This is a genomic window from Sphaerisporangium sp. NPDC049457 (assembly GCF_055586705.1).
In genome coordinates this window covers 214,259-235,664 of the sequence record NZ_JBVJHR010000003.1, presented here as the reverse complement: position 1 = coordinate 235,664, position 21,406 = coordinate 214,259, and the positions used below count along the sequence as shown (strand labels likewise).

22 protein-coding genes are annotated in these 21,406 nt (G+C 71.8%); 15 read left to right on the top strand and 7 right to left on the bottom strand.

Features of this window, described 5'->3' with window-relative positions; genetic code table 11:
• Nucleotides 1-61 precede the first annotated feature (61 nt).
• From ACZ6QO_RS07025 to ACZ6QO_RS07015, 3 genes are all read right to left on the bottom strand, one after another.
• Nucleotides 62-790, bottom strand: coding sequence for a phytanoyl-CoA dioxygenase family protein (locus tag ACZ6QO_RS07025; protein WP_465848452.1), 729 nt, complete (start codon nt 788-790; stop codon nt 62-64).
• 128 nt (nt 791-918) lie between these two features.
• Nucleotides 919-1,329 carry an ATP-binding protein gene (locus ACZ6QO_RS07020; protein WP_465848450.1) on the bottom strand — a complete coding sequence of 137 codons (411 nt, stop codon included), beginning with the start codon at nt 1,327-1,329 and terminating at the stop codon, nt 919-921.
• Nucleotides 1,326-1,592, bottom strand: a complete 267-nt coding sequence (locus ACZ6QO_RS07015; protein ID WP_465848448.1) for a hypothetical protein — start codon at nt 1,590-1,592, stop codon at nt 1,326-1,328. Before ACZ6QO_RS07015 ends, ACZ6QO_RS07020 begins: the two co-directional genes overlap by 4 nt.
• Before the next feature lie 219 nt (nt 1,593-1,811).
• Between ACZ6QO_RS07015 and ACZ6QO_RS07010 the strand changes: the two genes are divergently transcribed.
• Both ACZ6QO_RS07010 and ACZ6QO_RS07005 read left to right on the top strand, forming a co-directional pair.
• The gene (locus tag ACZ6QO_RS07010) at nt 1,812-2,633 is read left to right on the top strand and encodes a helix-turn-helix domain-containing protein (RefSeq protein WP_465848446.1); all 822 of its coding nucleotides are present in this window, start codon (nt 1,812-1,814) and stop codon (nt 2,631-2,633) included.
• Complete coding sequence (locus ACZ6QO_RS07005) at nt 2,624-2,818, top strand: DUF397 domain-containing protein (RefSeq protein ID WP_465848444.1); 195 nt, start codon at nt 2,624-2,626, stop codon at nt 2,816-2,818. Before ACZ6QO_RS07010 ends, ACZ6QO_RS07005 begins: the two co-directional genes overlap by 10 nt.
• Nucleotides 2,819-3,174: 356 nt before the next feature.
• Here the strand turns inward: ACZ6QO_RS07005 and ACZ6QO_RS07000 are convergent, their stop codons facing one another.
• Nucleotides 3,175-5,607 carry a transglycosylase domain-containing protein gene (locus ACZ6QO_RS07000; RefSeq protein ID WP_465848442.1) on the bottom strand — a complete coding sequence of 811 codons (2,433 nt, stop codon included), beginning with the start codon at nt 5,605-5,607 and terminating at the stop codon, nt 3,175-3,177.
• 52 nt (nt 5,608-5,659) lie between these two features.
• Nucleotides 5,660-6,964, bottom strand: a complete 1,305-nt coding sequence (gene murA / locus ACZ6QO_RS06995) for a UDP-N-acetylglucosamine 1-carboxyvinyltransferase (protein ID WP_465848440.1) — start codon at nt 6,962-6,964, stop codon at nt 5,660-5,662.
• Nucleotides 6,965-7,079: 115 nt separating this feature from the next.
• On the opposite strand from murA, the gene ACZ6QO_RS06990 reads away from it, so the two are divergent.
• Complete coding sequence (locus ACZ6QO_RS06990; protein ID WP_465848439.1) at nt 7,080-7,754, top strand: hypothetical protein; 675 nt, start codon at nt 7,080-7,082, stop codon at nt 7,752-7,754.
• 61 nt (nt 7,755-7,815) lie between these two features.
• Here ACZ6QO_RS06990 and ACZ6QO_RS06985 read toward each other — a convergent pair whose 3' ends face one another.
• Both ACZ6QO_RS06985 and ybaK read right to left on the bottom strand, forming a co-directional pair.
• The gene (locus ACZ6QO_RS06985) at nt 7,816-9,219 is read right to left on the bottom strand and encodes an amidase (protein ID WP_465848437.1); all 1,404 of its coding nucleotides are present in this window, start codon (nt 9,217-9,219) and stop codon (nt 7,816-7,818) included.
• 382 nt (nt 9,220-9,601) lie between these two features.
• On the bottom strand, nt 9,602-10,102 hold the full coding sequence (gene ybaK / locus ACZ6QO_RS06980) for a Cys-tRNA(Pro) deacylase (RefSeq protein WP_465848436.1): 501 nt from the start codon (nt 10,100-10,102) through the stop codon (nt 9,602-9,604).
• A 103-nt stretch (nt 10,103-10,205) separates the two neighbouring features.
• On the opposite strand from ybaK, the gene hisD reads away from it, so the two are divergent.
• From hisD to ACZ6QO_RS06920, 12 genes are all read left to right on the top strand, one after another.
• Nucleotides 10,206-11,510 carry a histidinol dehydrogenase gene (hisD, locus tag ACZ6QO_RS06975; RefSeq protein WP_465848434.1) on the top strand — a complete coding sequence of 435 codons (1,305 nt, stop codon included), beginning with the start codon at nt 10,206-10,208 and terminating at the stop codon, nt 11,508-11,510.
• The gene (locus ACZ6QO_RS06970) at nt 11,507-12,658 is read left to right on the top strand and encodes a histidinol-phosphate transaminase (protein ID WP_465848433.1); all 1,152 of its coding nucleotides are present in this window, start codon (nt 11,507-11,509) and stop codon (nt 12,656-12,658) included. The genes hisD and ACZ6QO_RS06970 overlap by 4 nt, the downstream gene beginning before the upstream one ends.
• A complete protein-coding gene (gene hisB / locus ACZ6QO_RS06965) occupies nt 12,655-13,275 on the top strand; it encodes an imidazoleglycerol-phosphate dehydratase HisB (RefSeq protein WP_465848432.1) in 621 nt (206 codons plus the stop codon). Before ACZ6QO_RS06970 ends, hisB begins: the two co-directional genes overlap by 4 nt.
• On the top strand, nt 13,272-13,427 hold the full coding sequence (locus ACZ6QO_RS06960) for a hypothetical protein (protein WP_465848431.1): 156 nt from the start codon (nt 13,272-13,274) through the stop codon (nt 13,425-13,427). Before hisB ends, ACZ6QO_RS06960 begins: the two co-directional genes overlap by 4 nt.
• Nucleotides 13,418-14,050 carry an imidazole glycerol phosphate synthase subunit HisH gene (gene hisH / locus ACZ6QO_RS06955; protein ID WP_465848429.1) on the top strand — a complete coding sequence of 211 codons (633 nt, stop codon included), beginning with the start codon at nt 13,418-13,420 and terminating at the stop codon, nt 14,048-14,050. Before ACZ6QO_RS06960 ends, hisH begins: the two co-directional genes overlap by 10 nt.
• Nucleotides 14,051-14,164: 114 nt before the next feature.
• Nucleotides 14,165-14,503 carry a hypothetical protein gene (locus tag ACZ6QO_RS06950; protein WP_465848427.1) on the top strand — a complete coding sequence of 113 codons (339 nt, stop codon included), beginning with the start codon at nt 14,165-14,167 and terminating at the stop codon, nt 14,501-14,503.
• A gap of 4 nt (nt 14,504-14,507) precedes the next feature.
• Nucleotides 14,508-15,230: a bifunctional 1-(5-phosphoribosyl)-5-((5-phosphoribosylamino)methylideneamino)imidazole-4-carboxamide isomerase/phosphoribosylanthranilate isomerase PriA gene (gene priA / locus ACZ6QO_RS06945; RefSeq protein ID WP_465848426.1), complete on the top strand. Its 723-nt coding sequence runs from the start codon at nt 14,508-14,510 to the stop codon at nt 15,228-15,230.
• On the top strand, nt 15,227-15,997 hold the full coding sequence (gene hisF, locus ACZ6QO_RS06940; protein ID WP_465848424.1) for an imidazole glycerol phosphate synthase subunit HisF: 771 nt from the start codon (nt 15,227-15,229) through the stop codon (nt 15,995-15,997). Before priA ends, hisF begins: the two co-directional genes overlap by 4 nt.
• A 158-nt stretch (nt 15,998-16,155) precedes the next feature.
• Complete coding sequence (locus tag ACZ6QO_RS06935) at nt 16,156-17,565, top strand: LppU/SCO3897 family protein (RefSeq protein ID WP_465848422.1); 1,410 nt, start codon at nt 16,156-16,158, stop codon at nt 17,563-17,565.
• A 397-nt stretch (nt 17,566-17,962) separates the two neighbouring features.
• The gene (locus tag ACZ6QO_RS06930; protein WP_465848421.1) at nt 17,963-18,151 is read left to right on the top strand and encodes a hypothetical protein; all 189 of its coding nucleotides are present in this window, start codon (nt 17,963-17,965) and stop codon (nt 18,149-18,151) included.
• A gap of 228 nt (nt 18,152-18,379) precedes the next feature.
• Nucleotides 18,380-18,820, top strand: a complete 441-nt coding sequence (locus ACZ6QO_RS06925; RefSeq protein ID WP_465848419.1) for a MarR family winged helix-turn-helix transcriptional regulator — start codon at nt 18,380-18,382, stop codon at nt 18,818-18,820.
• Entirely contained in the window at nt 18,807-21,272 is a 2,466-nt protein-coding gene (locus ACZ6QO_RS06920) for a PEP/pyruvate-binding domain-containing protein (RefSeq protein WP_465848417.1), read from the top strand. The genes ACZ6QO_RS06925 and ACZ6QO_RS06920 overlap by 14 nt, the downstream gene beginning before the upstream one ends.
• The last annotated feature ends 134 nt before the right edge of the window (nt 21,273-21,406 follow it).

Here is a 21,406-nt window from a genome sequence, read left to right as displayed (position 1 = left end):
GCGGCGGACAGCCGGTCCGACCGCCTGGCCCACGCATCGGGACCGTCGGTCCTCGCGGACGTCAGCCCGCCAGGGCCCGCCCCAGCAGATTGTCCGTCTCCGGTGTGACCGGCTGCCTCAGCAGTACCGGCCCCTGCGCCATGAAGCGCGGTCGCGTCCCGCGGTGCTCGTCGGCGGCGTGCACGGTGAACGGGTGCACCAGGAACACATCGCCCGGCTCGCCCGTGGCGTACGCCACCGGGAAGTCTCGCGTGGCCTCGTCGACCACCGGCCCGGCCTTCATCGGGTCCAGCACCTGTCCCGCGAGCGCCGCCCCCGCCGCCCGGTGGGAACCCACCCGGATCCGCGTCGGCGCGTCATCCGGGCCCACCTGCGACAGCAGCGTCAGCACCAGCATCATCTCCGGGCGCCCGCTGACCGCGTACGTCCCGTCGGGCAGGGCCACGTTCGCATCGATGTGCCACCCGCGATCGTCGATCGCGGCCTTGCCGGGAAACCGCACCGGGATCATGCCGAGCGCGCCACGCGGTGCCCGGCCGCCCGCCCCGCACACCTCGTCCAAAGCCCGCGCCAGCCGAGCGCTGCGCGCCATCTCGCCCAGCGGCCCCTGACCGGTCAGGTCCGACGCCCACATCACCGGCTCGTCCCAGCCGGACGGATCTGCGGGGGAGCGGCCGCCCAGTTGCGCCCACGCCTGCGCCAGCGCCGCCTCGGCCAGCTCCGGCGCCACCGTCGCGGCCACCTTCACGAACCCGTCACGGACGAACATCTCAGCGTCGATCTCAGCCACGACAACCAGGCTAGCCACGTGCGCAACCTATTTATGTACGGCGGCCCCGGCGCCGGGCTGTTGGCATGTGCTTGGGGACGCTCCGCGTCGCGTCGCTGGCCGTTCGGTCGGGTGTCCGGCGATCATTGTCAGGGGACGATCTGGAACCACACCGTTCGGGCCATTTCGTCCTGTGTTGATCCCCAGGTGGAGGAGAGCTCGCGTACCAGCCATAGGCCGCGGCCGTTTTCGCTGAGGGGGTCGACCTGGGCGGAGATGTGGGGGAGAGGGCCGGGCGAGCCTTCGTCGGTCACCTCGACGCGGATCGTGCCGCCGTCGTCGTACACGCGTAGGTGCACCATGCCGTCCGGCCGGCGTCCTGACTCTGAGTGCTTGACAGCGTTGGCGACGAGTTCGCCGGCCAGTAGTTCGATGTCGTCGATCTCGCGCCGCCCGGCGGCCAGGAGCAACCCTCGAACGTAGGCGCGCGCGAGGGTGACCGAGCTGATCCTGCCGAGAAGGCCGACGGAGCCGAGCAGGTTCGCGGTCCTGGCGCTCACTGGGCGGCCTTCCGGACGCGGTCGGCCGCGTCGTGCGAAAGCGCCCGCACCTGCTGGGCGCGTCCCCGTCCCCAGGTGAAGAACCATTGGCCGTCCCGCGCCAGCGCCGTCACTTTCAGCAGGCCGGAGCCCTTGGCGACCAGTAGGACAGGACCGCGTCCGCTGGGCAGGTCCACCGCCGAGCTCAGCCCGCGCGTGTTCAGGTCCCACGCCAGCCGGACCAGGTGAATGTACTCCTCTTCCCGCCGTTCGGGCTTTTTCACGGGACAACCCTCCGGGGCCTCGTTGATGAGAGCTCGCGAATGCCGGTCCAGGTTCGAATCGGCGTCACCATGGCCGTCATCTATGCGCTATTCGGTTGTCCAAGCGTGCGGGTCGCCGGCGGCTTCGACCAGGGAAATGGTCTCCCGATGCCACCACATTCCCCGAGGGACCGTGACAGCATTAGTGAGGCCCCGTGAGATTGATAGGAGAAAAGGGACATGCCTAACCCAATCCAAATCAACCCGGATGAGTCTCCGTTAGCGCGTTTCGCCTACGAGCTACGCCAATATCGGCTCGAAAAGGGATGGACCCAGCTACAGCTATCCCGCAAGCTCACGGTGGCGGTCAGTACGCTGGGCATGGTGGAGACGGTCAGACGCAGGCCGGACCGCAGGTTCGCCGACGCCTGCGACAGCGTGTTCCAGCTCGACGGCGTATTCCACGAGCTGTGGAAGGGAACGAGATGGGAGTCCGCTCCCGAGCATTTCCGGGACTTCCAGGCGTTGGAGGCGCAGGCATCCGCGTTGCAGATCTGGGATCCTCTCCTGATTCCCGGGCTCTTCCAGATCGAGTCCTATGCCAGGCGGATCTTCGAGGACGAACCAGGAATCACGCCTGAGCTCGTGGAGCAGAGGGTCGCTCAGCGCATCGAGCGGCAGGCCATTCTGATCGCGGACAAGGGGCCGATGATTTTGAGCCTCATAGATGAGGGAGTGCTTCGTCGGCCGATGGGTGATGCGGCGCTCATGCGTGAACAGATGGCACGACTTCTGAAGGCGGCAGAGCATCCCCGAGTGACGATTCAAGTCGTTCCTTACGCGGCATGGTCCGCGGTCGGGCTTCAGGCGTCCTTCACGATCGCCGAACTGCGTGGCGTACCGTATAGCGTGTACGTCGAGAGTGCACCGCGAGGACTCACGATCGGAGAGCGTGAGACCATCACCGCGTTGGTAGGGCGCTATGACGCCTTGCGAGCCGCGGCCCTTCCGAAGAACCTGTCGCTCGGCATCATCGAGGAAGTGACGGCGCAATGGACCTGAGCAGTGCGAAGTGGCGTAAGTCTTCATGGTCTAGTGGTGACGGCGGTACATGTGTAGAGGTCGCCTCCAACCTGGCCGGCGCCATCGGCGTGCGCGACAGCAAGAATCCCGGTGGGCCCGTCCTGGTCGTCAGCCCCCTGGAATGGCAACTGTTCCTCCGTGGCACGAAGGCCGGGGAAGTCTGAGCGCGTAACCCGAATGCTGGACAGGAACACCGGCTACGACATCCGGGAACGTCTCGCACCCGGCGTAATTGCCGAACCAGTGGGATCCACGGTGGTTCGCCGGGTGGCCCGCCGCACGTGGGCGCCGAATTCGCGTGCCTCGTCCCGCCGTCGCGGCGCCCTTCAAGCCAGCCGACGTCACGGCGGTGGGAGGAGTCACGGTGCTGGGAGGTAAGGGCGTCGGTGGTTGGTTGCGGTGCGGTGAGGGGCGCCTGAGGTAAGGCGTGCCGAAGGCGCAAATTTCGTGGTCGATCGTCGCGTTGGTGCACCGCTCGGTCGTCGCGTCGGGTTCGCTGGTCGGTTGTCGCGTTCGTGGGTCAGCCGTGGCGGTACCAGTGGGGGCGGGGGTGGTGCCAGGGGCGTTCCCAGGCGGGGCGGTAGCGGTGGCGGCGGGTGTGGCGCCAGTCGGGCCAGGGGATCCAGGCGTCCTCCTCCGGGCGGGTCCAGAACCGGTGCCAGTGGCGCCGGTTCGCGGGACGGTGCCAGTGGCGGCGCAGGCCGCGTCCCCCGTCCCGGGTCCGTTCTCCGTCCTGGCCCTCAGCGCGCTCGTCGTCCCGGTCGCGGCGGTCGCGCTCGCCGCGGCCCAGGCGGGGGTCGGCGAGCAGGTCCTCGGGCTTGAGGCCCGGCGTGGTGCCGCCGCCGAAGCGGTGCATGTCGGGGTGGTGGAACGGGGTGGCGGGCTGATGGCGCAGGGCCAGCTCCATCGAGCGCACCCAGATGGGGCCGGGCAGCGTGGCGCCCTGGACGCCGCCGTAGCTCTGCCCGCCGATCTCCACGCCGGTCAGCGGGTACTTGTAGGCGCCTCTGATGTCGCCCAGGCTCACCGCCGCCGCCAGGTCGGGGGTGTACCCGGCGAACCACGCCGAGGTGTACCCGTTGTTCGTTCCGGTCTTGCCGGCCGCGTCCCTGCCGATGCCCTGGCCCTTCATGGTGCCCTTGGTGAACACGCCGGTCAGGATGTGATTGACGGCGTCGGCGACGTCCTCCTCCACGGCCTGGTAGCAACTCGGCGCGATGCCGGTGCGACGGCCGTGCCGTTCGGCGATCTCCAGGATGGCCATCGGCCGGCAGTAGCGTCCGCGCGCCCCGAACGCGGCGAAACCGGCGGCGACGGTCAGCGGGTCCATCTCGTTGACGCCCAGGGTGAAGGTCGGCACCTCCTTGAGCGGCTGCCCGTCTGCCCGCGCGATGCCCACCGACCGGGCGGTGCGCACGACGTCACACAGTCCCACCTCGCGTTCGAGCATCATGTAGAAGATGTTGACCGACTGCCAGGTGCCGGTGGCCAGGCTGTACGGGCCGCCCTTGCCCTCGCCGCCGGCGTTGTGCACGACGGTGCCCGGGGCGTTGACCTTCTTGCCCGAGCAGTCCTTGTACCCCGAGGACGGCACGAAGCTGCCGGGTGTGTCGAAGCCCTGGTCGAACCGCCACCCCTTGGCCAGGGCCGTGGCCAGCGTGAACACCTTGAACGTCGACCCGGCCTGGAAGCCCTGCCCGCCGCCGTGCGCCATGTCCGCGGGCAGGTTGTAGGTGGTCCGCGGCCCGTCCTTGCGCTCGCCCGGGTTGGCCCCGTACCGCTTGCTGGCGGCCATGGCGCGGATGCGGCCGGTGCCCGGCTCGACCATCGCCTCGGCGGCCACCTGGTGGTCCTTGGGGTGGACGTGCGCGGCGATGGCCTTGTCGGCGGCCGCCTGCGCGGTGCGGTCCAGGGTCGTCCTGATGGTCAGCCCGTCGCGGAACAGGCGGCGCTCCCGTTCGGCCCGGGTCCGGCCGAACGCCGGATTGCCGATGATCTCCTTCTGGACGTAGAGGCAGAAGAAGGGATGGTCGCTCTCGCTGCACCCGCCGGGTTCGGGACGCAGGTTGAGTGGCAGCGGGGTGGCCTTGGCGGCGTCGGCGCGCACCTGCGGGATCATCTTGAGCTGGGCCATGCGGTCCAGTACGAGGTCACGGCGTTCCAGCAGCCGCTGCCGGTGCTCGGCGCCCAGGGTGGGGTCGGTGAAGTACGGGGTGCGCACCGCCCCGGCCAGGGTGGCGGCCTGTTCCAGGGTCAGCTTGGCGGCCGAGGTGCCGAAGAAGCGCTGCGCGGCGGCCTGGACGCCGAACGCGCCCCCGCCGAAGTAGGCGATGTTGAGGTAGCGGACCAGGATCTGGTCCTTGGTGTACTTGCGTTCCAGGCTCACGGCGAACCGGAGCTCCTGGAGCTTCCTGCGGACGTTCGGCGCCCGCGCCTGGTCGCGTTCGGCCTCCGAGCGGGCGTTCTGCACCAGCACGTTCTTCACCAGTTGCTGGGTCAGCGACGATCCGCCCTGCCGGATGCCGCCCGCCCGGGTGTTGGTGATGATCGCCCGGAGCGTGCCCTTGATGTCCAGGCCGCCGTGCTCGTAGAACCGCGCGTCCTCGATGGCGACGATCGCCTTGAGCATGACGGGGGCGATCTTGGTGATGTCCACCGACTGCCGGTTCTGCACGTAGAACTGGGCGAACTGCCGGCCGTCCTTGTCCAGCAGCCGGCTGCGCTCGGGCAGCGGCTGCTCCTGCAGCATCGCCGGCACCTCGAACAGGTCGTGCGCGGTGGTCCGGGTCAGGACGCCTCCCCAGCTGACCGCCGGAAGGGCGAGCGCGGCGACCAGCAGCCCGCCCGCCACGCCCGCCGCGCCCAGCACGGCGACGCCCACCAGCACCGGACGCTCCCGGCGCGGTGGGCGCTCGCCGCCGGGCACGCGGCGGCCGCCTGATCGCGAGGTCACGGGATAGACGTACGACCGAGAGAACCCCGGCAAACGCCACCCCGCGGAAGCTTTACGCTTCCCGGTTGATCTTCAGCCCAAGTGAGGTGAACTGGTCGAAAACGCGGTGGTATCCACGCTCGATGTGGTTGACGCCCCGCAGCGTGGAGTTGCCCTCGGCGACCGCCGCCGCGAGCACCGCGGAGAACCCGGCGCGGATGTCGGGCAGCGTGACGTCGGCGCCGCGCAGCTTGGACACGCCCCTGACCACCGCCGAGTGCTTGGCGTTGGTGTCGTGGTAGCGGCACGCGGGCCCGCCCAGGCACACGTCGAAGATCTCGATCTCGCAGCCCATCTTCTGCAGCGCCGGCACGTACACCAGGCGGTTCTCGAAGACGGTCTCGTGCAGCACCGACATGCCCTCCGCCTGGGTGAACAGGACCATCAGCGGCGTCTGCCAGTCGGTCATGAACCCCGGGTGGGTGTCGGTCTGCACGGCGGCGGCGCGCAGGCCGTTCGGCGCCGAGGCGGTCAGCCAGTCGTCGGTGATGTCGAACTGCGCGCCCATGCGCGCCAGGGTGGTGATGGCCGTGACCAGGCGGTCCTGCGGGCAGCCGTGCACCCGCACCTCGCCGCCGGTGATGAGCCCGGCCACCAGGTAGGAGAACGCCTCGATGCGGTCGCCGGCGAGCCAGGTGGAGGCGCCGCGCAGCCGATCGACGCCCTCGATGACGATGCGGCGGTCGGGGCTCAGCTCGATGCGCGCGCCCATGCGCTGCAGGAACAGCGCCAGCTCGACCACCTCGGGCTCGGTGGCCGCGCCCTTGATCACCGTCTTGCCCTCGGCCAGGACGGCCGACAGCAGGATCGTCTCGGTGGCGCCGACGCTCGGGTACGGCAGCTCGATGCGGGCGCCGCGCAGCCGGGTGGCCTTGGCGGTGATGCCCTCGTCGCCGACCTCGACCTCGGCGCCCATCTGCCGCAGCGCCTCGACGTGGAAGTTGACCGGCCGCCGGCCGATCGGGTCGCCGCCGACCAGCGGCACGAACGCCTCGCCGGCCAGGTGGAGCAGCGGGCCCAGCATGAGGATCGGGATGCGGTTGAGCCCGGTGAAGGCCGCCGGCACCCGGGGACGGATCTCGGGGCCGCGTTCGAGCGTGATCTCACGCTGGTTGATCTGCACCTCGATGCCCAGGGCTTCGAGCATGGCGGCGGTGATGCCGACCTCGCCCACCTCGGGGGCGTTGTGCAGGGTGCTCGGGCCGCTGCCGAGCATCGCCGCGACCATGTGCTTGGACACCGCGTTCTTGGAACCGCGTACTTCGACGTCCCCCCGCAGAGGCCCGGACGGTTCGATCAGCCATACCTCATCGCTCACGGGGGACAGCCTAACGGGGCTCCCGCCCGTGACCTAAGGCGCCGCCGGGCGGCCGTCCTCGGTACCATATGGGGTCCGCACGCTGGTGCAGGGAGATGACAGGCGGGGTGATCGGGTGCGGCAGCTGCGAGATTTCGGGCTCACCGTCGTCGTGCTGGCGCTCCTCGGGGTCGCCGCCGGGTTCCTGTGGTCGGCTCTGGCCCCTCGCACCCCGTACATCGTCACCAAGACGGGTCCGCAGCTCGCCGATCCGACGACCCAGTCGCTGATCGCCGCCGACGGCTGGTTCGCCGTGATCACCGGCGTGGCGGGGCTGGTGTGCGGCATCGTCGCCTACCTGGTCGCCCGTACGGGACGCCCGCTCGCCCTGCTGGCCGGCCTCGCCGTCGGCGGCATGCTGGCCGGGTGGCTCACGCTCAGCGTCGGCACCTCCATCGGCGGCTCGATCATCCAGGCGGCGGCCCCGCACGCCGGGTCGGCCGGGCTCGGTGCCACGGTCGGCGTGCTGTCGGTCACGGCGCGCGGGGTGCTGCTGGCCTGGCCGCTGGTGGCGGTGGCGATCTTCGGCATCGTCGAGTCGGTCGACGGCTACCGCGAGTCGCCGCTGCGTCAGCCGTACGCGGGGGAGCCGCCGTACGCCGGTGACTCCTACCACGGCGGGTCACACCAGACCCGGGCACATCCGAACGATCCGGATACCCGCGAGCACGGTCCCGGCGCTCCGGGATCCACCCAGCATGGCCCCGGTGAGCCGCCGGGCTCGCCAGGGGGCGGCGACTCCGGCGGATGAGGTCGTCGTCAGCGGTTGAGCGGTCTTCGGCGGCCGGGCGGCCGCCCGCGGATCTCGGGCGTCAGCGGCCGAGCGGCGGCCTGCGGGTGCCGTGCCCGGTCGCCTGCTCGAACGCGTGGGCCGTGCGCAGCACCGTGAGGTCCTCCCACGGCCGTCCGACGATCTGCACGCCCACCGGCAGCCCGCCGGGGGTGAACCCGCACGGCACCGAGGCGGCCGGCGCGTGCAGCACGCTGATCCAGTACGCCGAGCGCATCCACGCCAGGTAGTCCGGCATCGGCGTGCCGTCGATCTCGGTGACGTAGGGCTGCTCGACGGGGAAGGGCGGCACCTGGCTGACCGGGCAGATCAGCACGTCGTAGGTCTCGAAGAAGGCGGTCATGCGCTGGAACAGGCGGCTGCGCAGCCGCTCGGCGCGGGCCAGGGCGGCGCCGGTGACCTTCAGCCCCTGCTCGACATTCCAGGCGACGTTCGGGCCGAGCCGGTCGCGCGGCAGGTCGCCGAAGGTGCTCGCGTAGTGCCAGGCGCGGTAGGTGCGGAAGGCGTCCTCGGCGTCCGACAGGTCGAGGTCGACCTGTTCGACCTTGGCCCCGAGGCCGGCCAGCACGGCGGGCGCCCGCGCGGTCACGGCGGCGGTGGCCGCGTCCACCGGCAGGCCGCCGAGGTCGGGGCTCCAGGCGACGCGCAGTCCTTCGACGCCGGTGTCCAGCCGCTGGGCGAACACCGAGCCGTCCTCGCGGACCGCGAACGGCGAGGTCGGCGCGAAGCCCGCGATGACGCTCATCAGCAGCGCGGCGTCGCCGACCGTCCTGGCCATCGGGCCCGCCACGCTCAGGGTGAACCAGGCGGCGGTGGGGGAGGCGTCCGGGATCCGTCCCGGGGTCGGCCGCAGCCCGACGACGTTGCAGAACGAGGCCGGGTTGCGCAGGGAGCCGCCCATGTCGGAGCCGTCGGCCAGCGCCACCATGCCGCAGGCGAGCGCGGCGGCGGCCCCGCCGCTGCTGCCACCGGCGCTCTTTTCGGTGTCGTAGGGGTTGCGGGTGGCGCCGAAGATCTCGTTGACGGTGTGGGAGCCGGTGCCGAACTCGGGAGTGTTGGTCTTGCCGATCGTCACGGCGCCGGCCGCGCGGGCGCGGCGCACGACCAGGGCGTCGGCCGCAGGCACGTGGTCGGCGAACAGCGGCGAGCCGTAGGTGGTGCGGATGCCGGCGGTGTCGGTCAGGTCCTTGAACGCGATGGGCAGGCCGTGCAGGGGGCCCTGCCAGTGGCCGCGCGCCAGCCCGTCGTCCAGCCGGCGGGCCTCCGCGAGCGCCCGGTCGCCGACGAGCGTGACGATCGCGTTGACCTCGCCCCCCACCTCCTCGACCCGCCGCAGGTGCGCCTCGGTCAACTCGACCGCACTGACCCGCCGCTCACGCAGCAGGCCGAGCATCTCGACGGCGGACAAGTAGCACAGCTCGCTCAACCTTGGCTCCTCCGGCCTCCACGCCCCCGCCGCCTCGCAGCGCCGGTTCCACCAGCCCAGTCTGGACGGTCGTCAATGCCACCGCGACGGCAAGGCTTGCCAACACACCCGCCCCGCGGCACACCGGGTTCGGAACCCCGCCGTACGACGGCGCCGTATTCGCCGTCCACCGTCCCGCCGCCCCGGCGCCGGTGAAAGGCCCAGGCGAGTGCGGGGCCGGGGCCGGCGGTGTCCGCTGATCGGGGAAGACGTCCTCGTTTTGGCGGTTGGGTGGGCGGGGGGAGTGGTACGGAGCGGGCGGTGTCCGTCGATTGGGGGGGTGACGTTTCTGATCGGGCGGAGGAGTGGCGCCTGTTTCATCATCGATGGCGTGACGGCGGGGTCAGGGGGATTTGGCTATGGGGGCGGTGGTGGCTTTGGTGAGGCGGACGAGGTCGGTGGGGGAGGTTTCGATCTGGAGGCCGCGGCGGCCGGCGGAGAAGTAGATCGTGTCGAAGGCCAGGGCCGAGTCGTCGATCACCGTGGGCAGGGCCTTGCGCTGGCCGAGCGGGCTGATGCCGCCGACGACGTAGCCGGTGACCCGTTCGACCTTGGCGGCGTCGGCCATCGCCGCCCGCTTGCCGCCCAGGGCGGCGGCGAACGCCTTCAGGTCGAGTTTGCCGGCGACCGGCACGACCGCGACGGCGAGCCCGGTCTCGACCTCGGCCACGAGCGTCTTGAAGATGCGCTCGTACGGCACGCCGAGCGCGTCGGCGGCCTCCTCGCCGTACGCCTGGGCGTTCGGGTCGTGCTCGTAGGGGTGCAGGGTGAAGACGGCCCCGGCCTTGGCCAGGGCCACGGTGGCGGGAGTGCCCTGGCCTCCCTTGCTCTTGGTCTTGCTCACGGTCACCAGCCTAACGGCAAGCTAAAATCTACAATGTAAAGGCTTCGTCCCGAATGGCGGACGAAACGCCGGAGCGGGCCGCCGCCCTCCGTAGACTGGTCCGGTGATATCCCGTATCGACATGCGCGGGTCCCTTCCGGAGAACCTGCGCGACGTGCTGCCCCGCGCCGAGCTCGACGTCGAGGCCGCCCTGTCGAAGGTGCGGCCCCTGTGCGACGACGTGCGCCATAGGGGCGTGGCGGCCGTACGGGAGTGGACCGCCCGCCTCGACGGCGTAGAGCTCGGCTCCACGCGCGTGCCGCCGGCGGCCCTCACCGAGGCGCTCGCCGGCCTCGATCCGGCCGTCCGCGCCGCCCTTGAGGAGTCCATCCGCCGCGCGCGCCTGGTCCACCGCGACCAGCGCCGCACCGACACCACCACCCAGGTCGTGCCCGGCGGCACGGTCACCGAGCGCTGGGTGCCGGTCGACAGGGTGGGCCTGTACGTCCCCGGCGGCCGCGCCGTGTACCCCTCCAGCGTCGTCATGAACGTCGTGCCCGCCCAGGAGGCCGGCGTGGCCTCCCTCGCGGTCAGCTCACCGCCGCAGGCCGACTTCGGCGGGCTGCCGCATCCGACGATCCTCGCGGCGTGCGCCCTGCTCGGCGTCGACGAGGTGTACGCCGTCGGCGGGGCGCAGGCCGTGGCGATGTTCGCCTACGGCACCGAAGAGTGCGAGCCGGTCGCCATGGTCACCGGGCCGGGCAACATCTGGGTGGCCGCCGCCAAGCGGCTGCTCAAGGGCCGCATCGGCATCGACTCCGAGGCCGGCCCCACCGAGATCGCCGTGCTCGCCGACGACACCGCCGACCCCGCCCACGTGGCCGCCGACCTGATCAGCCAGGCCGAGCACGACGTGATCGCCGCCGCGGTGCTGGTGACCACCAGTGAGAGCCTGGCCGAGGCGGTCGAGCGGGAGCTCGCGCCGCAGGTGGCCGCCACCAAGCACTCCGAGCGCATCACCGAGGCGCTGTCCGGGCCGCAGTCGGGCATCGTGCTGGTGTCCTCCCTGGAGGACGGCCTGCGGGTGGTGGACGCCTACGCCGCCGAGCACCTGGAGATCCAGACGGCCGACGCCCACGCGGTCGCCGCCCGGGTGCGCAACGCCGGCGCGATCTTCATCGGGCCGTACGCGCCGGTGTCCCTGGGCGACTACCTGGCCGGGTCCAACCACGTGCTGCCGACCGGCGGCTGCGCCTGCCACTCCTCGGGCCTGTCGGTGCAGACGTTCCTGCGCGGCATCCACGTGGTCGACTACACCCGCGAGGCGCTGGCCGGCGCCGCCTCCCACGTGTACGCGCTGTCGGAGGCGGAGGATCTCCCCGCCCACGGCGCCGCCGTCCGCGTGCGGTTCGACGGCGGTGCCCGGTGACGGCCGCGGGGCGCACGCGCCTTGCCGACCTGCCGATCCGCGACGACCTGCGCGGACGCTCGCCGTACGGGGCGCCGCAGATCGACGTGCCGGTGCGGCTGAACACCAACGAGAACCCCTACCCGCCCTCCGCCGAGCTGGTCGCCGACCTGGCCGAGGCGGTGCGCCGCGACGCCTCGGCGCTCAACCGCTACCCCGACCGCGACGCCGTCGCCCTGCGCGAGGACCTCGCGGCCTACCTGGGCCACGGCCTGCGGGTGGAGCAGGTGTGGGCGGCGAACGGCTCCAACGAGGTGCTCCAGCAGATCCTGCAGGCCTTCGGCGGGCCGGGCCGGTCGGCCATGGGGTTCGAGCCGTCGTACTCCATGCACCCGATCATCACGACCGGCGCCTCCACCCGCTGGATCGCCGGGGCGCGCGAGGACGACTTCGGCGTGGACCCCGAGAAGGCCGTGGCCGCGATCGAGGAGCACCGGCCCGACATCGTCTTCCTGACCAGCCCCAACAACCCGACGGGCACGGCGCTGCCGCTGGAGGTCATCCAGCGGGTGGTCCAGGCCGCGCCGGGCATGGTGGTGGTCGACGAGGCGTACTTCGAGTTCGCCCGCACCGGCACGCCCAGCGCGCTCACCCTGCTGCCGGACAACCCGCGGCTGATCGTCACCCGCACCATGTCCAAGGCGTTCGCCATGGCCGGCACGCGCCTCGGCTATCTCGCCGCCGACCCGGCGGTGATCGAGGCGCTGCTGCTGGTGCGCCTGCCCTACCACCTGTCGACGCTGACCCAGGCGGCGGCGCGGGTCGCGCTCGCCCATCGGGACGAGCTGCTCGGCAGCGTCGACGTGCTGCGCGCCGAGCGCGACGCGTGCGTGGCGCGGCTGCGCGGGCAGGGGCTGTCGGTGGCCGACTCCGACGCCAACTTCGTGCTGTTCGGCCGGTTCCCCGACCGCCGCGCGGTCTGGGAAGGGCTGCTCTCGCGCGGCGTGCTGATCCGCGAGGTGGGCCCGCCGCAATGGCTGCGCGTCTCCATCGGCACCGCCGCCGAGACGGCCGCCTTCCATGAGGCGCTGACGGCCGTGCTGGCCGTCTCAGACGTCATCCCCGCGTCCGGGAGGCCCGGACACGACGACCCGGAGGAAATCTCGTGACCAGTCCCGCCGTAGGCGCGCCGAGGCCGCGGGTCGGCCGCGTCGAGCGTACGACCAAGGAGACCTCGGTGCTGGTGGAGGTCGACCTGGACGGCACCGGCAAGGTCGAGGTGTCCACCGGCGTCGGCTTCTTCGACCACATGCTCGCCCAGCTCGGCAAGCACGGCCTGTTCGACCTCACCGTGAAGACCGACGGCGACCTGCACATCGACTCCCACCACACCATCGAGGACACCGCCATCGCCCTCGGCGCCGCGTTCCGCGAAGCGCTGGGCGACAAGTCGGGCATCCGGCGGTTCGGCAACGCCTCGTGCCCGCTGGACGAGTCGCTCGCCGAGGTCACCGTCGACCTGTCCGGCCGGCCCTATCTGGTGCACGCCGAGCCCGAGGGCATGGCGCCGATGATCGGCCCCGACTACGACACCACGCTCACCCGGCACATCCTGGAGTCCTTCGTGGCCCAGGCGGCGATCTGCCTGCACGTGCGCGTGCCGTACGGGCGCAACGCCCACCACATCGTCGAGGCGCAGTTCAAGGCGCTGGCCCGTGCGCTGCGCGCGGCCAGCGAGCGCGACCCTCGCGCCACCGGCGTGCCGAGCACCAAGGGGGTGCTGTGAGCTCCAACTGGACCGCCGTCGCCATGATCTTCCTCGGGCTGTTCCTGATCGGCGGCGTCGTGTCGTTCATCAAGCAGGGCATGCGGGCCGGCGCCGTCGTCTGCGGCGTCGGGGCGGCGCTGTCCCTCACCGCGGGGGTGTTGTGGTGGTGAACGTCGTCGTCCTGGACTACGGCTCGGGCAACCTGCGCTCGGCCGAGCGGGCGCTGGCCCGCACCGGGGCCGAGGTGACCGTGACCGCCGACTTCGACGCGGCGCTGGCCGCCGACGGCCTGGTCGTCCCCGGCGTCGGCGCCTTCTCGGCCTGCATGAGCGGGCTGCGGGCCGTGCGCGGCGAGCAGGTCATCGGCCGCCGCCTGGCCGGCGGCCGCCCGGTGCTGGGCATCTGCGTCGGCATGCAGATCCTGTTCGCCGAGGGCGTCGAGCACGGCGAGCACACCGAGGGGTGCGGCGAGTGGCCAGGCGTGGTCGAGCGGCTGGAGGCGCCGGTCCTGCCCCACATGGGGTGGAACACCGTCCAGGCGCCCGAGGGGTCGGTGCTGTTCGCCGGGCTGGACGCCGCGACGCGCTTCTACTTCGTGCACTCCTACGGGGTGCGCAAGTTCGACCTGGAGGCCGGGCCGGGCTTCAAACAGCCGCTGGTCACCTGGGCCGAGCACGGCGTGCCGTTCGTCGCGGCGGTGGAGAACGGCCCGCTCATGGCCACCCAGTTCCACCCCGAGAAGTCCGGCGACGCGGGGGCGGTCCTGCTCAAGAACTGGGTGGGCACACTGTGACGTCCCGGCGGCGGGCGCCCGCCGCGTTCCGTCCACCGGCGTCCTGTTCATCGGCGTCGCTCCGGGTGGCGTCACGTCCGCCGGCCACCCGCTCACCGGGCTAGCGGTGGCCGGGTGAGCAAGGAACGCGCGCGCCGCCGCGCCGAGCGGGAGGCCGAGAAGACCCGCCAGGCCGCGCTGCGCGCCGAGCGGGAGGCCAGGCGGGCGAGGTGGCGCAGGCTGCGGGCCCGGCTGGCCGCGGCGGTGCCCCGCCCGGTGCGCGTCGCCCGCCAGGGCGGCCTGATCGCCCGGCGCCACCGGACGCAGAACGCCGTCGTCGCGGTGCTGTTCGTGCTCGTCCAGGCCGGCGCCTGGCTGCTGCTCGGCGGGTGGGCGGCCAGGCTGGGCGTCCTGGTGTTGTCCCTTTTGATGCTGCCGGTGCTCGTCACCGTCGTATTCGACCGGAGGTCCTAGAACAATGTCGCTGGTGCTTTTGCCCGCAGTCGACGTCGCGGACGGCAAGGCCGTGCGCCTCGTACAGGGCGAGGCGGGTACGGAGACCTCCTACGGAGACCCGCTCGCCGCCGCCCTGGCCTGGCAGAGCGCGGGCGCCGAGTGGATCCATCTGGTCGACCTGGACGCCGCGTTCGGCCGGGGCTCCAACCGCGAGCTGCTGGCCTCGGTGGTGGCGGCGCTGGACGTCCAGGTGGAGCTGTCCGGCGGCATCCGCGACGACGCGTCGCTGGCCGCCGCGCTCGCCACCGGCTGCCGGCGGGTGAACATCGGCACCGCCGCCCTGGAAGACCCCTCCTGGTGCTCCAAGATCATCGCCGAGTACGGCGACCGCATCGCCGTCGGCCTGGACGTGCGCGGCACGACGCTCGCCGCCCGCGGCTGGACCAAGGAGGGCGGCGACCTGTGGGAGGTGCTCGACCGGCTGGAGGCCGACGGCTGCCCCCGCTACGTCGTCACCGACGTCACCAAGGACGGGACGCTGCGCGGCCCCAACCTCGACCTGCTGCGCCAGGTGTGCTCGCGCACCGACAAGCCGGTGATCGCCAGCGGCGGGGTCTCCTCGCTGGACGACCTGCGCGCGCTGTCGACGCTGGTCCCCGACGGCGTGGAGGGCGCGATCGTCGGCAAGGCGCTGTACGCGCAGGCCTTCACGCTGGAGGAGGCCCTTTCGGCGGTGCGGGCATGAGCGTCGCCGTACGGGTGATCCCCTGCCTGGACGTCGACGCCGGGCGGGTCGTCAAGGGGGTCAACTTCGAGAACCTCCGGGACGCCGGCGACCCCGTCGAGCTGGCCCGGCGCTACGACGCCGAGGGCGCCGACGAGCTCACCTTCCTCGACATCACCGCCTCCTCCGGCGACCGCGAGACCATGATCGACGTGGTTCGCCGGACGGCCGAGCAGGTGTTCATCCCACTGACCGTCGGCGGGGGAGTGCGCGCCGTCGAGGACGTCGACCGCCTGCTGCGCGCCGGCGCCGACAAGGTCGCGCTCAACACCGCCGCCATCGCCCGTCCCGAACTGCTGACCGAGGCCTCGCGCCGGTTCGGCGCCCAGTGCGTCGTGCTGTCGGTGGACGCCCGGCGGGTCGTGGACGGCGAGCCCACGCCGTCCGGTTTCGAGGTCACCACGCACGGCGGCCGGCGCGGCACGGGCATCGACGCGGTCGAGTGGGCGCGGCGCGGGCAGGAGCTCGGCGTCGGCGAGATCCTGCTGAACTCCATGGACGGGGACGGCACCAAGGACGGCTACGACCTGGAGATGATCAAGGCGGTGCGGGCGGCGGTCACGGTGCCGGTCATCGCCAGCGGCGGCGCGGGGACGCTGGAGGACTTCCCTCCGGCGGTGGCCGCGGGGGCGGACGCCGTCCTCGCGGCGAGCGTCTTCCACTTCGGGCAGCTCAAGATCTCTGACGTGAAGGACACCCTGCGCGCGGCGGGTCATCCGGTGCGCTAGGCCCTTCGCGGCGGTGCGGGCGGCGGGCAACCACCGTCTGTACCCAACTCGGAGCGGTCCAAACTGGCTCGAATGGTGGAATGTCTTCGCGTGCCGGTAGATGATCCGCTACGGTCGTGCGGGTTCTTCTACGGTGCCGCAGACACAAGGGATCTCCCGTGACCTCTCCCCCCAGCCCTCAGCAGCCGGATTCGCCATATCAGCAAGGCTCGCCCTACCAGGGAACACACCAGCAGGGGTCCTACTCGCAGCAGTCCTCGCCCGAGTACGGCGCCGCCACGCCGCAGGACCCGTTCCAGCAGGCCGCGCCCGCCGGGCAGACCTACCCCGGACAGGACCCCCTGGGCCTGGGCTACGGCGCCCAGCAGCAGAGCGCCTACCAGCAGCAGTCCCCGTACGGCGGGGGAGCGCAGGACGGCCACCAGCAGCAGGCGGCGTACGGCGGCGGCCGGCAGGGCGCCTACCCGGGCGCGCAGGGCGGGTACGCGGCCCAGCAGGACGGGTACCCGGCGCAGCAGCAGGGCGGGTACGCCGGCGGGCAGGACCCTTATGCCGCCCAGCAGCAGGGCGGCTACCCCGGTCAGCAGGATCAGCAGGGCTATGCCGCGCAGCAGGGCTACGGCACCCAGCAGGGCTATGGCACCCAGCCCGGCTACGGCGCCCAGCCGGCTCAGAGCGGCTACGACACCGCCGGTTACGGCGCTCAGCAGGGGCAGAGCGGCTACGACACCGCCGGTTACGGCGCTCAGCAGGGGCAGAGCGGCCACGACACCGCCGGGTACGGCGCCCAACAGGGTCAGAGCGGTTACGGCGACTCCGGTTACGGCGGCCGGCAGAGCCAGGGCGGTTACGGCGAGTCCGCCTACGGCGTGCAGCAGAGCCAGCCAGGTTACGGGGAGGCCGGCTACGGCGTACAGCAGAGCCAGGGCGGTCACCAGCAGTCGCAGTCCCAGTCACCGGCGTACGCCCAGGCCTCCTACCAGCAGACCCAGGTTCAGGAGCGTCAGCCGCAGGGCGCCCCGGCGCAGGACCCGTACCAGCAGGGCGCGCAGACCGGCCAGGAGTCCCAGCAGCCGTACGGCGCGTACGGTCAGGGCGTGCCCCCCGGCCAGGACCCCTACGCCCAGCAGGGCGGCGGCGGCCGGTGGCAGCCTCCGGAGGACCCCGCCCCGGCCAAGAAGAAGCTGACCGGCAGGCTGCTCGGCGCGCTCGGCACGGTCGGCGTCTTCATCATCATCGCGATCGTGAAGTTCGGCGGGTTCTTCGCCGTGCGCGAGGGCGTCGGCGCGGTCGGCGACCAGGTGACCGGCGCTCCGCGCATCGCCCACGTCGGCGACTGCATGTCCGGCCAGAGCGAGAACACCCTCAAGGTCGTCGACTGCAAGGACGCCACCGTCAAGTGGAAGGTCTCCCAGCGGATCGAGGGCAAGACCGAGGCTCAGTTCAACGCCGACAAGAACCTCACCATGTGCCGCGACAAGAAGGTCACCTCGGCCTACTGGGAGGGCAGCAAGTCCGGCGGCGCCGGCTGGATCCTCTGCCTGGTTCCGGTGAACAAGAAGAGCTGACGCGGTGACCGCTCACCGTGGCGGAATGATCGCACCGGTCGGATCTCCGGAGCGCCGCTTGTCCGCCGTGCAACGGCGCCGGTTTCGCCGCCCCGCTTCCCGCCGACTCGGTGCCGGACGAGATCACCCCCAGGGACCGGGGGCGGCCAGAGTGCCGGGCGCAGTCGGCTCTCGTGTCCTGCCGCGGAGGCGCTGGTCGGCATTCCTGTTCGCCATGCGAAGGGCCGGCCGCCGTACGTGCTCATGACCTGCTGACCGATTTTCCGACCGTCTCCCGGGATTCTCCGGCGGCACTGTCGGCGCTCGTGGACAACATTCCCTACGTGGCGACGATGAGCCCCATCGTCGGCGACCTCGTCCAGGCCAACGGCGGCGACGGACCAGGACAGATGCTGTGGTGGGCGCCGGCCTTCGGCGCCGACCTCGGCGGTACGCCACCGCGTTCGGCGCGGCGGCCAACGTGGTCATCCCTGGGATCGCCGCCCGTAACCGTGCCCCGATCAGCTTCTGGGAGTTCACCAAGTACGGCCTCTTCGTCACGGTGGTGACAGTGGCGCTGGTCATGCCCTACCTGTGGCTGCGCTAGCTGATGTAGTAGCCGCCCGCGACTCGGCGATCATGCGCGGTCGCCCGCGATCCGGGGCCGCTTCGAAGGGCAAGCCACCGCGCTGTGCGGCGCGATCGTCCTGCCGTTCCCCCCCCGCGCGCCTTCCGCCTCATCGGGCAGGAGGCGCGTCAGGTCTTTCCCCGGACCTTGATCGCGCCTCGGTCTGTCAGTAGATTGTTGCTCATCGGCATCTATTGCGGAGAAGCAATGAATCGACGAGATCGGCTGGAAGACCAGTTCCGCCGCATTCAGAGCGACATGCTGCCGAGTATCGTGCGGGCCTTCCACCGGGACGACCTGCAGATGATCCACACCGCCGTGCTGTTCGTCCTGGTGGGCGATGATCAGCCTACGGTCAAGGACTTGGCCGCCCGCGTCGGGCGTTCGGTCTCGCGCACCAGCAGGCTGGTCGACGCCCTGGTCACCCGCGGGCTGGTGGAACGCCTGGAGGACCCCGGTGACCGAAGGGTGCGACGGGTCCGGCTCAGCGAGCAGGGCGCCTCTTTCATGCAGGACGTCCAGCGCCTGCGCACCGAAAAGACCCTGCGCATGCTCGACCACCTCACCGAAGAGGAGCAGGCAGTGGTGGACCAGGCCATGGAGCTGCTGGCCAAGGCGGCGAGGAGACTACGCGATGACGATCATTGAGTTGACCCGGATCCAGCCCGGCGCGGTGGACCTCGTCGGCGGCAAGGCGGCGGGGCTGGCCGAGACCATGCGGGCCGGGCTCGCCGTCCCCGAGGGTTTCGTCCTGGCCACCGACGCCTACCGCGCGGCGATCGGCGCACGGCCCGCCACCCGCGACCACGTCCTCACCGCGACGATCCCGGAGCGGATCCGCGCCGACATCGTGCAGGCGTACGACAGAGTCTGCGGCGGGCGGCCGGTGGCCGTGCGATCCAGCGCCACCGCCGAGGACCTGCCGCACGCCAGCTTCGCCGGTCAGCAGGACACCTTCCTCGACGTCCGCGGCGCCGAGGCCGTGGTGGACGCCGTACAGCGGTGCTGGGCCTCCCTGTGGAGCGACCGGGCGATCGCGTACCGCGCCGCCAACGGTTTCGGCCGCGACACGGTCGGCATGGCGGTCATCGTCCAGGTCATGGTGGACGCCGCGGTGGCGGGGGTGCTGTTCACCGCCAATCCGGTCACCGGCAAACGCACGGAGACGGTCATCGACGCCGCTCCCGGCCTCGGGGAAGCGGTGGTCTCCGGAACGGTCGTCCCCGACCATTACGTGCTCGGAGAGCCGGCCGAGCGCGGTTGCCTGTCCCCGGATCGGCAGAAGGAAATCCTCGCGGCCGGGCGCCGGCTGCAGGAGCACTTCGACGCACCGCAGGACGCCGAGTGGGCCTTCGACGCCGAGGGCAGGCTGTGGATGCTGCAGTCACGGCCGATCACCACGCTGTTCCCCATCCCGGAGAGCCGGCGACCCGGCACCCGGGTCTACCTGTCGGTCAGCCACGCCCAAGGCGTGCTGCGTCCGATGACGCCGATGGGCATGTCGGTGATGCGGATGTCGGCGGCCGCCATGCTGCCGAGTGCCGACCCGATCGACGGCCCTGCGGGCTTCGTCGAGGCGGGCGGGCGCATGTACGCCGACATGACCGCCATGCTCCGCAACAAGCGCATGCGCCGCAACCTGCCGGACACCATGCGCGTCAGCGAACCGAGGGCGGCCGCCGCGGTCGAACGGCTCATGTCCGACCCGCGTTTCTCCCCCGAGCGTGGCATGCCGTTCCGGCTCGGCTCCGTGGCCAAGAGCGCGGCCGCCTACACCGTGCCGGCCCTGGCAGGACTCGGCAGCGCGCTGCTTCGCCCCGGCAGGGCAGCCGCCAGGGCCGAGCACCTCGCCCGGATACTGGAGCGCCGGACCACCGCCCCGCCGGGCATGACCCTCCACGACCGGCTCGACTTCGTCGAGACGCTGCCCCGCAAGATGATGGGCGAGCCAATGCTGAGCATGGTCTGCATCCTGCTGGTCGGCATGGGCTGCGCCGGCGCCGCCCCGGCCGTCGTAGGCAGGAGCGCCGAGCCGGGCGAGGTGGAGATGGTGCTGCGCGGCATGCCCAACAACGTCACCACCCAGATGGACCTGGATCTGTGGCGGTTGGCGGTGAACCTGTCCGCTGAACGCGAGTCGCTGCTGGCCACACCGCCCGCGGAGCTTGCGCGGCGGTTCGCGCACGGCACGCTGCCATCGCGGGTCGCCACCGGCCTGTCCGGCTTCCTGAGCAGGTACGGCAGGCGAGCCGTGGCCGAGATCGACGTGGGCGTGCCCCGCTGGGCGGAAGATCCCACCCCGGTCTTTGCCGCGCTGGCCAACTACCTGCGGGTCACCGACCCCGACCAGGCGCCCGACCGGCGCTTCGCCCAAGCCGCGGCTCAGGCCGAGGCCAAACTGGAGGAGCTGGCGGGCCGCCTTGGTCCGGTGCGCGGCCGACTGGCCAGGTTCATGCTGCGCCGCGCCCGCGCGGTGTCCGGCATCCGCGAACTGCCCAAGTTCGCCGCCCTGCATGGGTACGGCCAGATCCGCGAGCAACTCTTGCTCATCGGCGCCGAGCTCGCCGGAGCCGGGCGGCTCGACCAGGCAGACGACGTCATGTTCCTCGGCATGCGCGAGCTGCGCTCAGCCGCCGGAGGCGCCGATCTCAGATCCGTGATCGGCGGGCGGCGTGCCGCTCATGTCCGGGAACTGCGCCGCAGGCACGTGCCGGTGGTGCTGCTGTCGGACGGGACCGACGTCGAGGCCGAGACGCCGCCCGCGGCTCCCGCGGACGGTGTGATGATCGGCATGGCCGCCGCTCCCGGCACCGTCACCGGCGCCGCCCGCGTCGTCCTGGACCCCACCGGCGCGCACCTGGAACCCGGCGAGATCCTCGTCGCGCCCAGCACAGACCCCGGCTGGACGCCGCTCTTCCTCACCGCGGGCGGCCTGGTGACCGAGACCGGTGGCCCCAACGGGCACGGGCCCACCGTCGCCCGCGAGTACGGCATCCCCGCGGTCGTCGGGGTCCGCTCCGCCACCACCGAGATCACGACCGGCCAGACGATCACCGTTGACGGAGCCGCCGGCACGGTGCGGCAACGACCTCGACCGTGATCGTGGCCGGACACCCGGCCGCCCGGCCGCCTTGCCGCCTTCGGTGATGGCCGAGACCGGCACGATCCCCGTAGGCGGCAGGGGGGCGTCAAGGCGTGTGGCCTTCGCGTCAAGGAACCGTATATTCTCGTCCC

What these genes read in the sequence shown, in the direction of transcription:
- ACZ6QO_RS07010 (WP_465848446.1), top strand. Translation starts at nt 1,812, where the DNA reads ATGCCTAACCCAATCCAAATCAACCCGGATGAGTCTCCGTTAGCGCGT.
- ACZ6QO_RS07005 (WP_465848444.1), top strand. Translation starts at nt 2,624, where the DNA reads ATGGACCTGAGCAGTGCGAAGTGGCGTAAGTCTTCATGGTCTAGTGGT.
- priA (WP_465848426.1), top strand. Translation starts at nt 14,508, where the DNA reads ATGTCGCTGGTGCTTTTGCCCGCAGTCGACGTCGCGGACGGCAAGGCC.
- hisF (WP_465848424.1), top strand. Translation starts at nt 15,227, where the DNA reads ATGAGCGTCGCCGTACGGGTGATCCCCTGCCTGGACGTCGACGCCGGG.
- ACZ6QO_RS06925 (WP_465848419.1), top strand. Translation starts at nt 18,380, where the DNA reads ATGAATCGACGAGATCGGCTGGAAGACCAGTTCCGCCGCATTCAGAGC.
- ACZ6QO_RS06920 (WP_465848417.1), top strand. Translation starts at nt 18,807, where the DNA reads ATGACGATCATTGAGTTGACCCGGATCCAGCCCGGCGCGGTGGACCTC.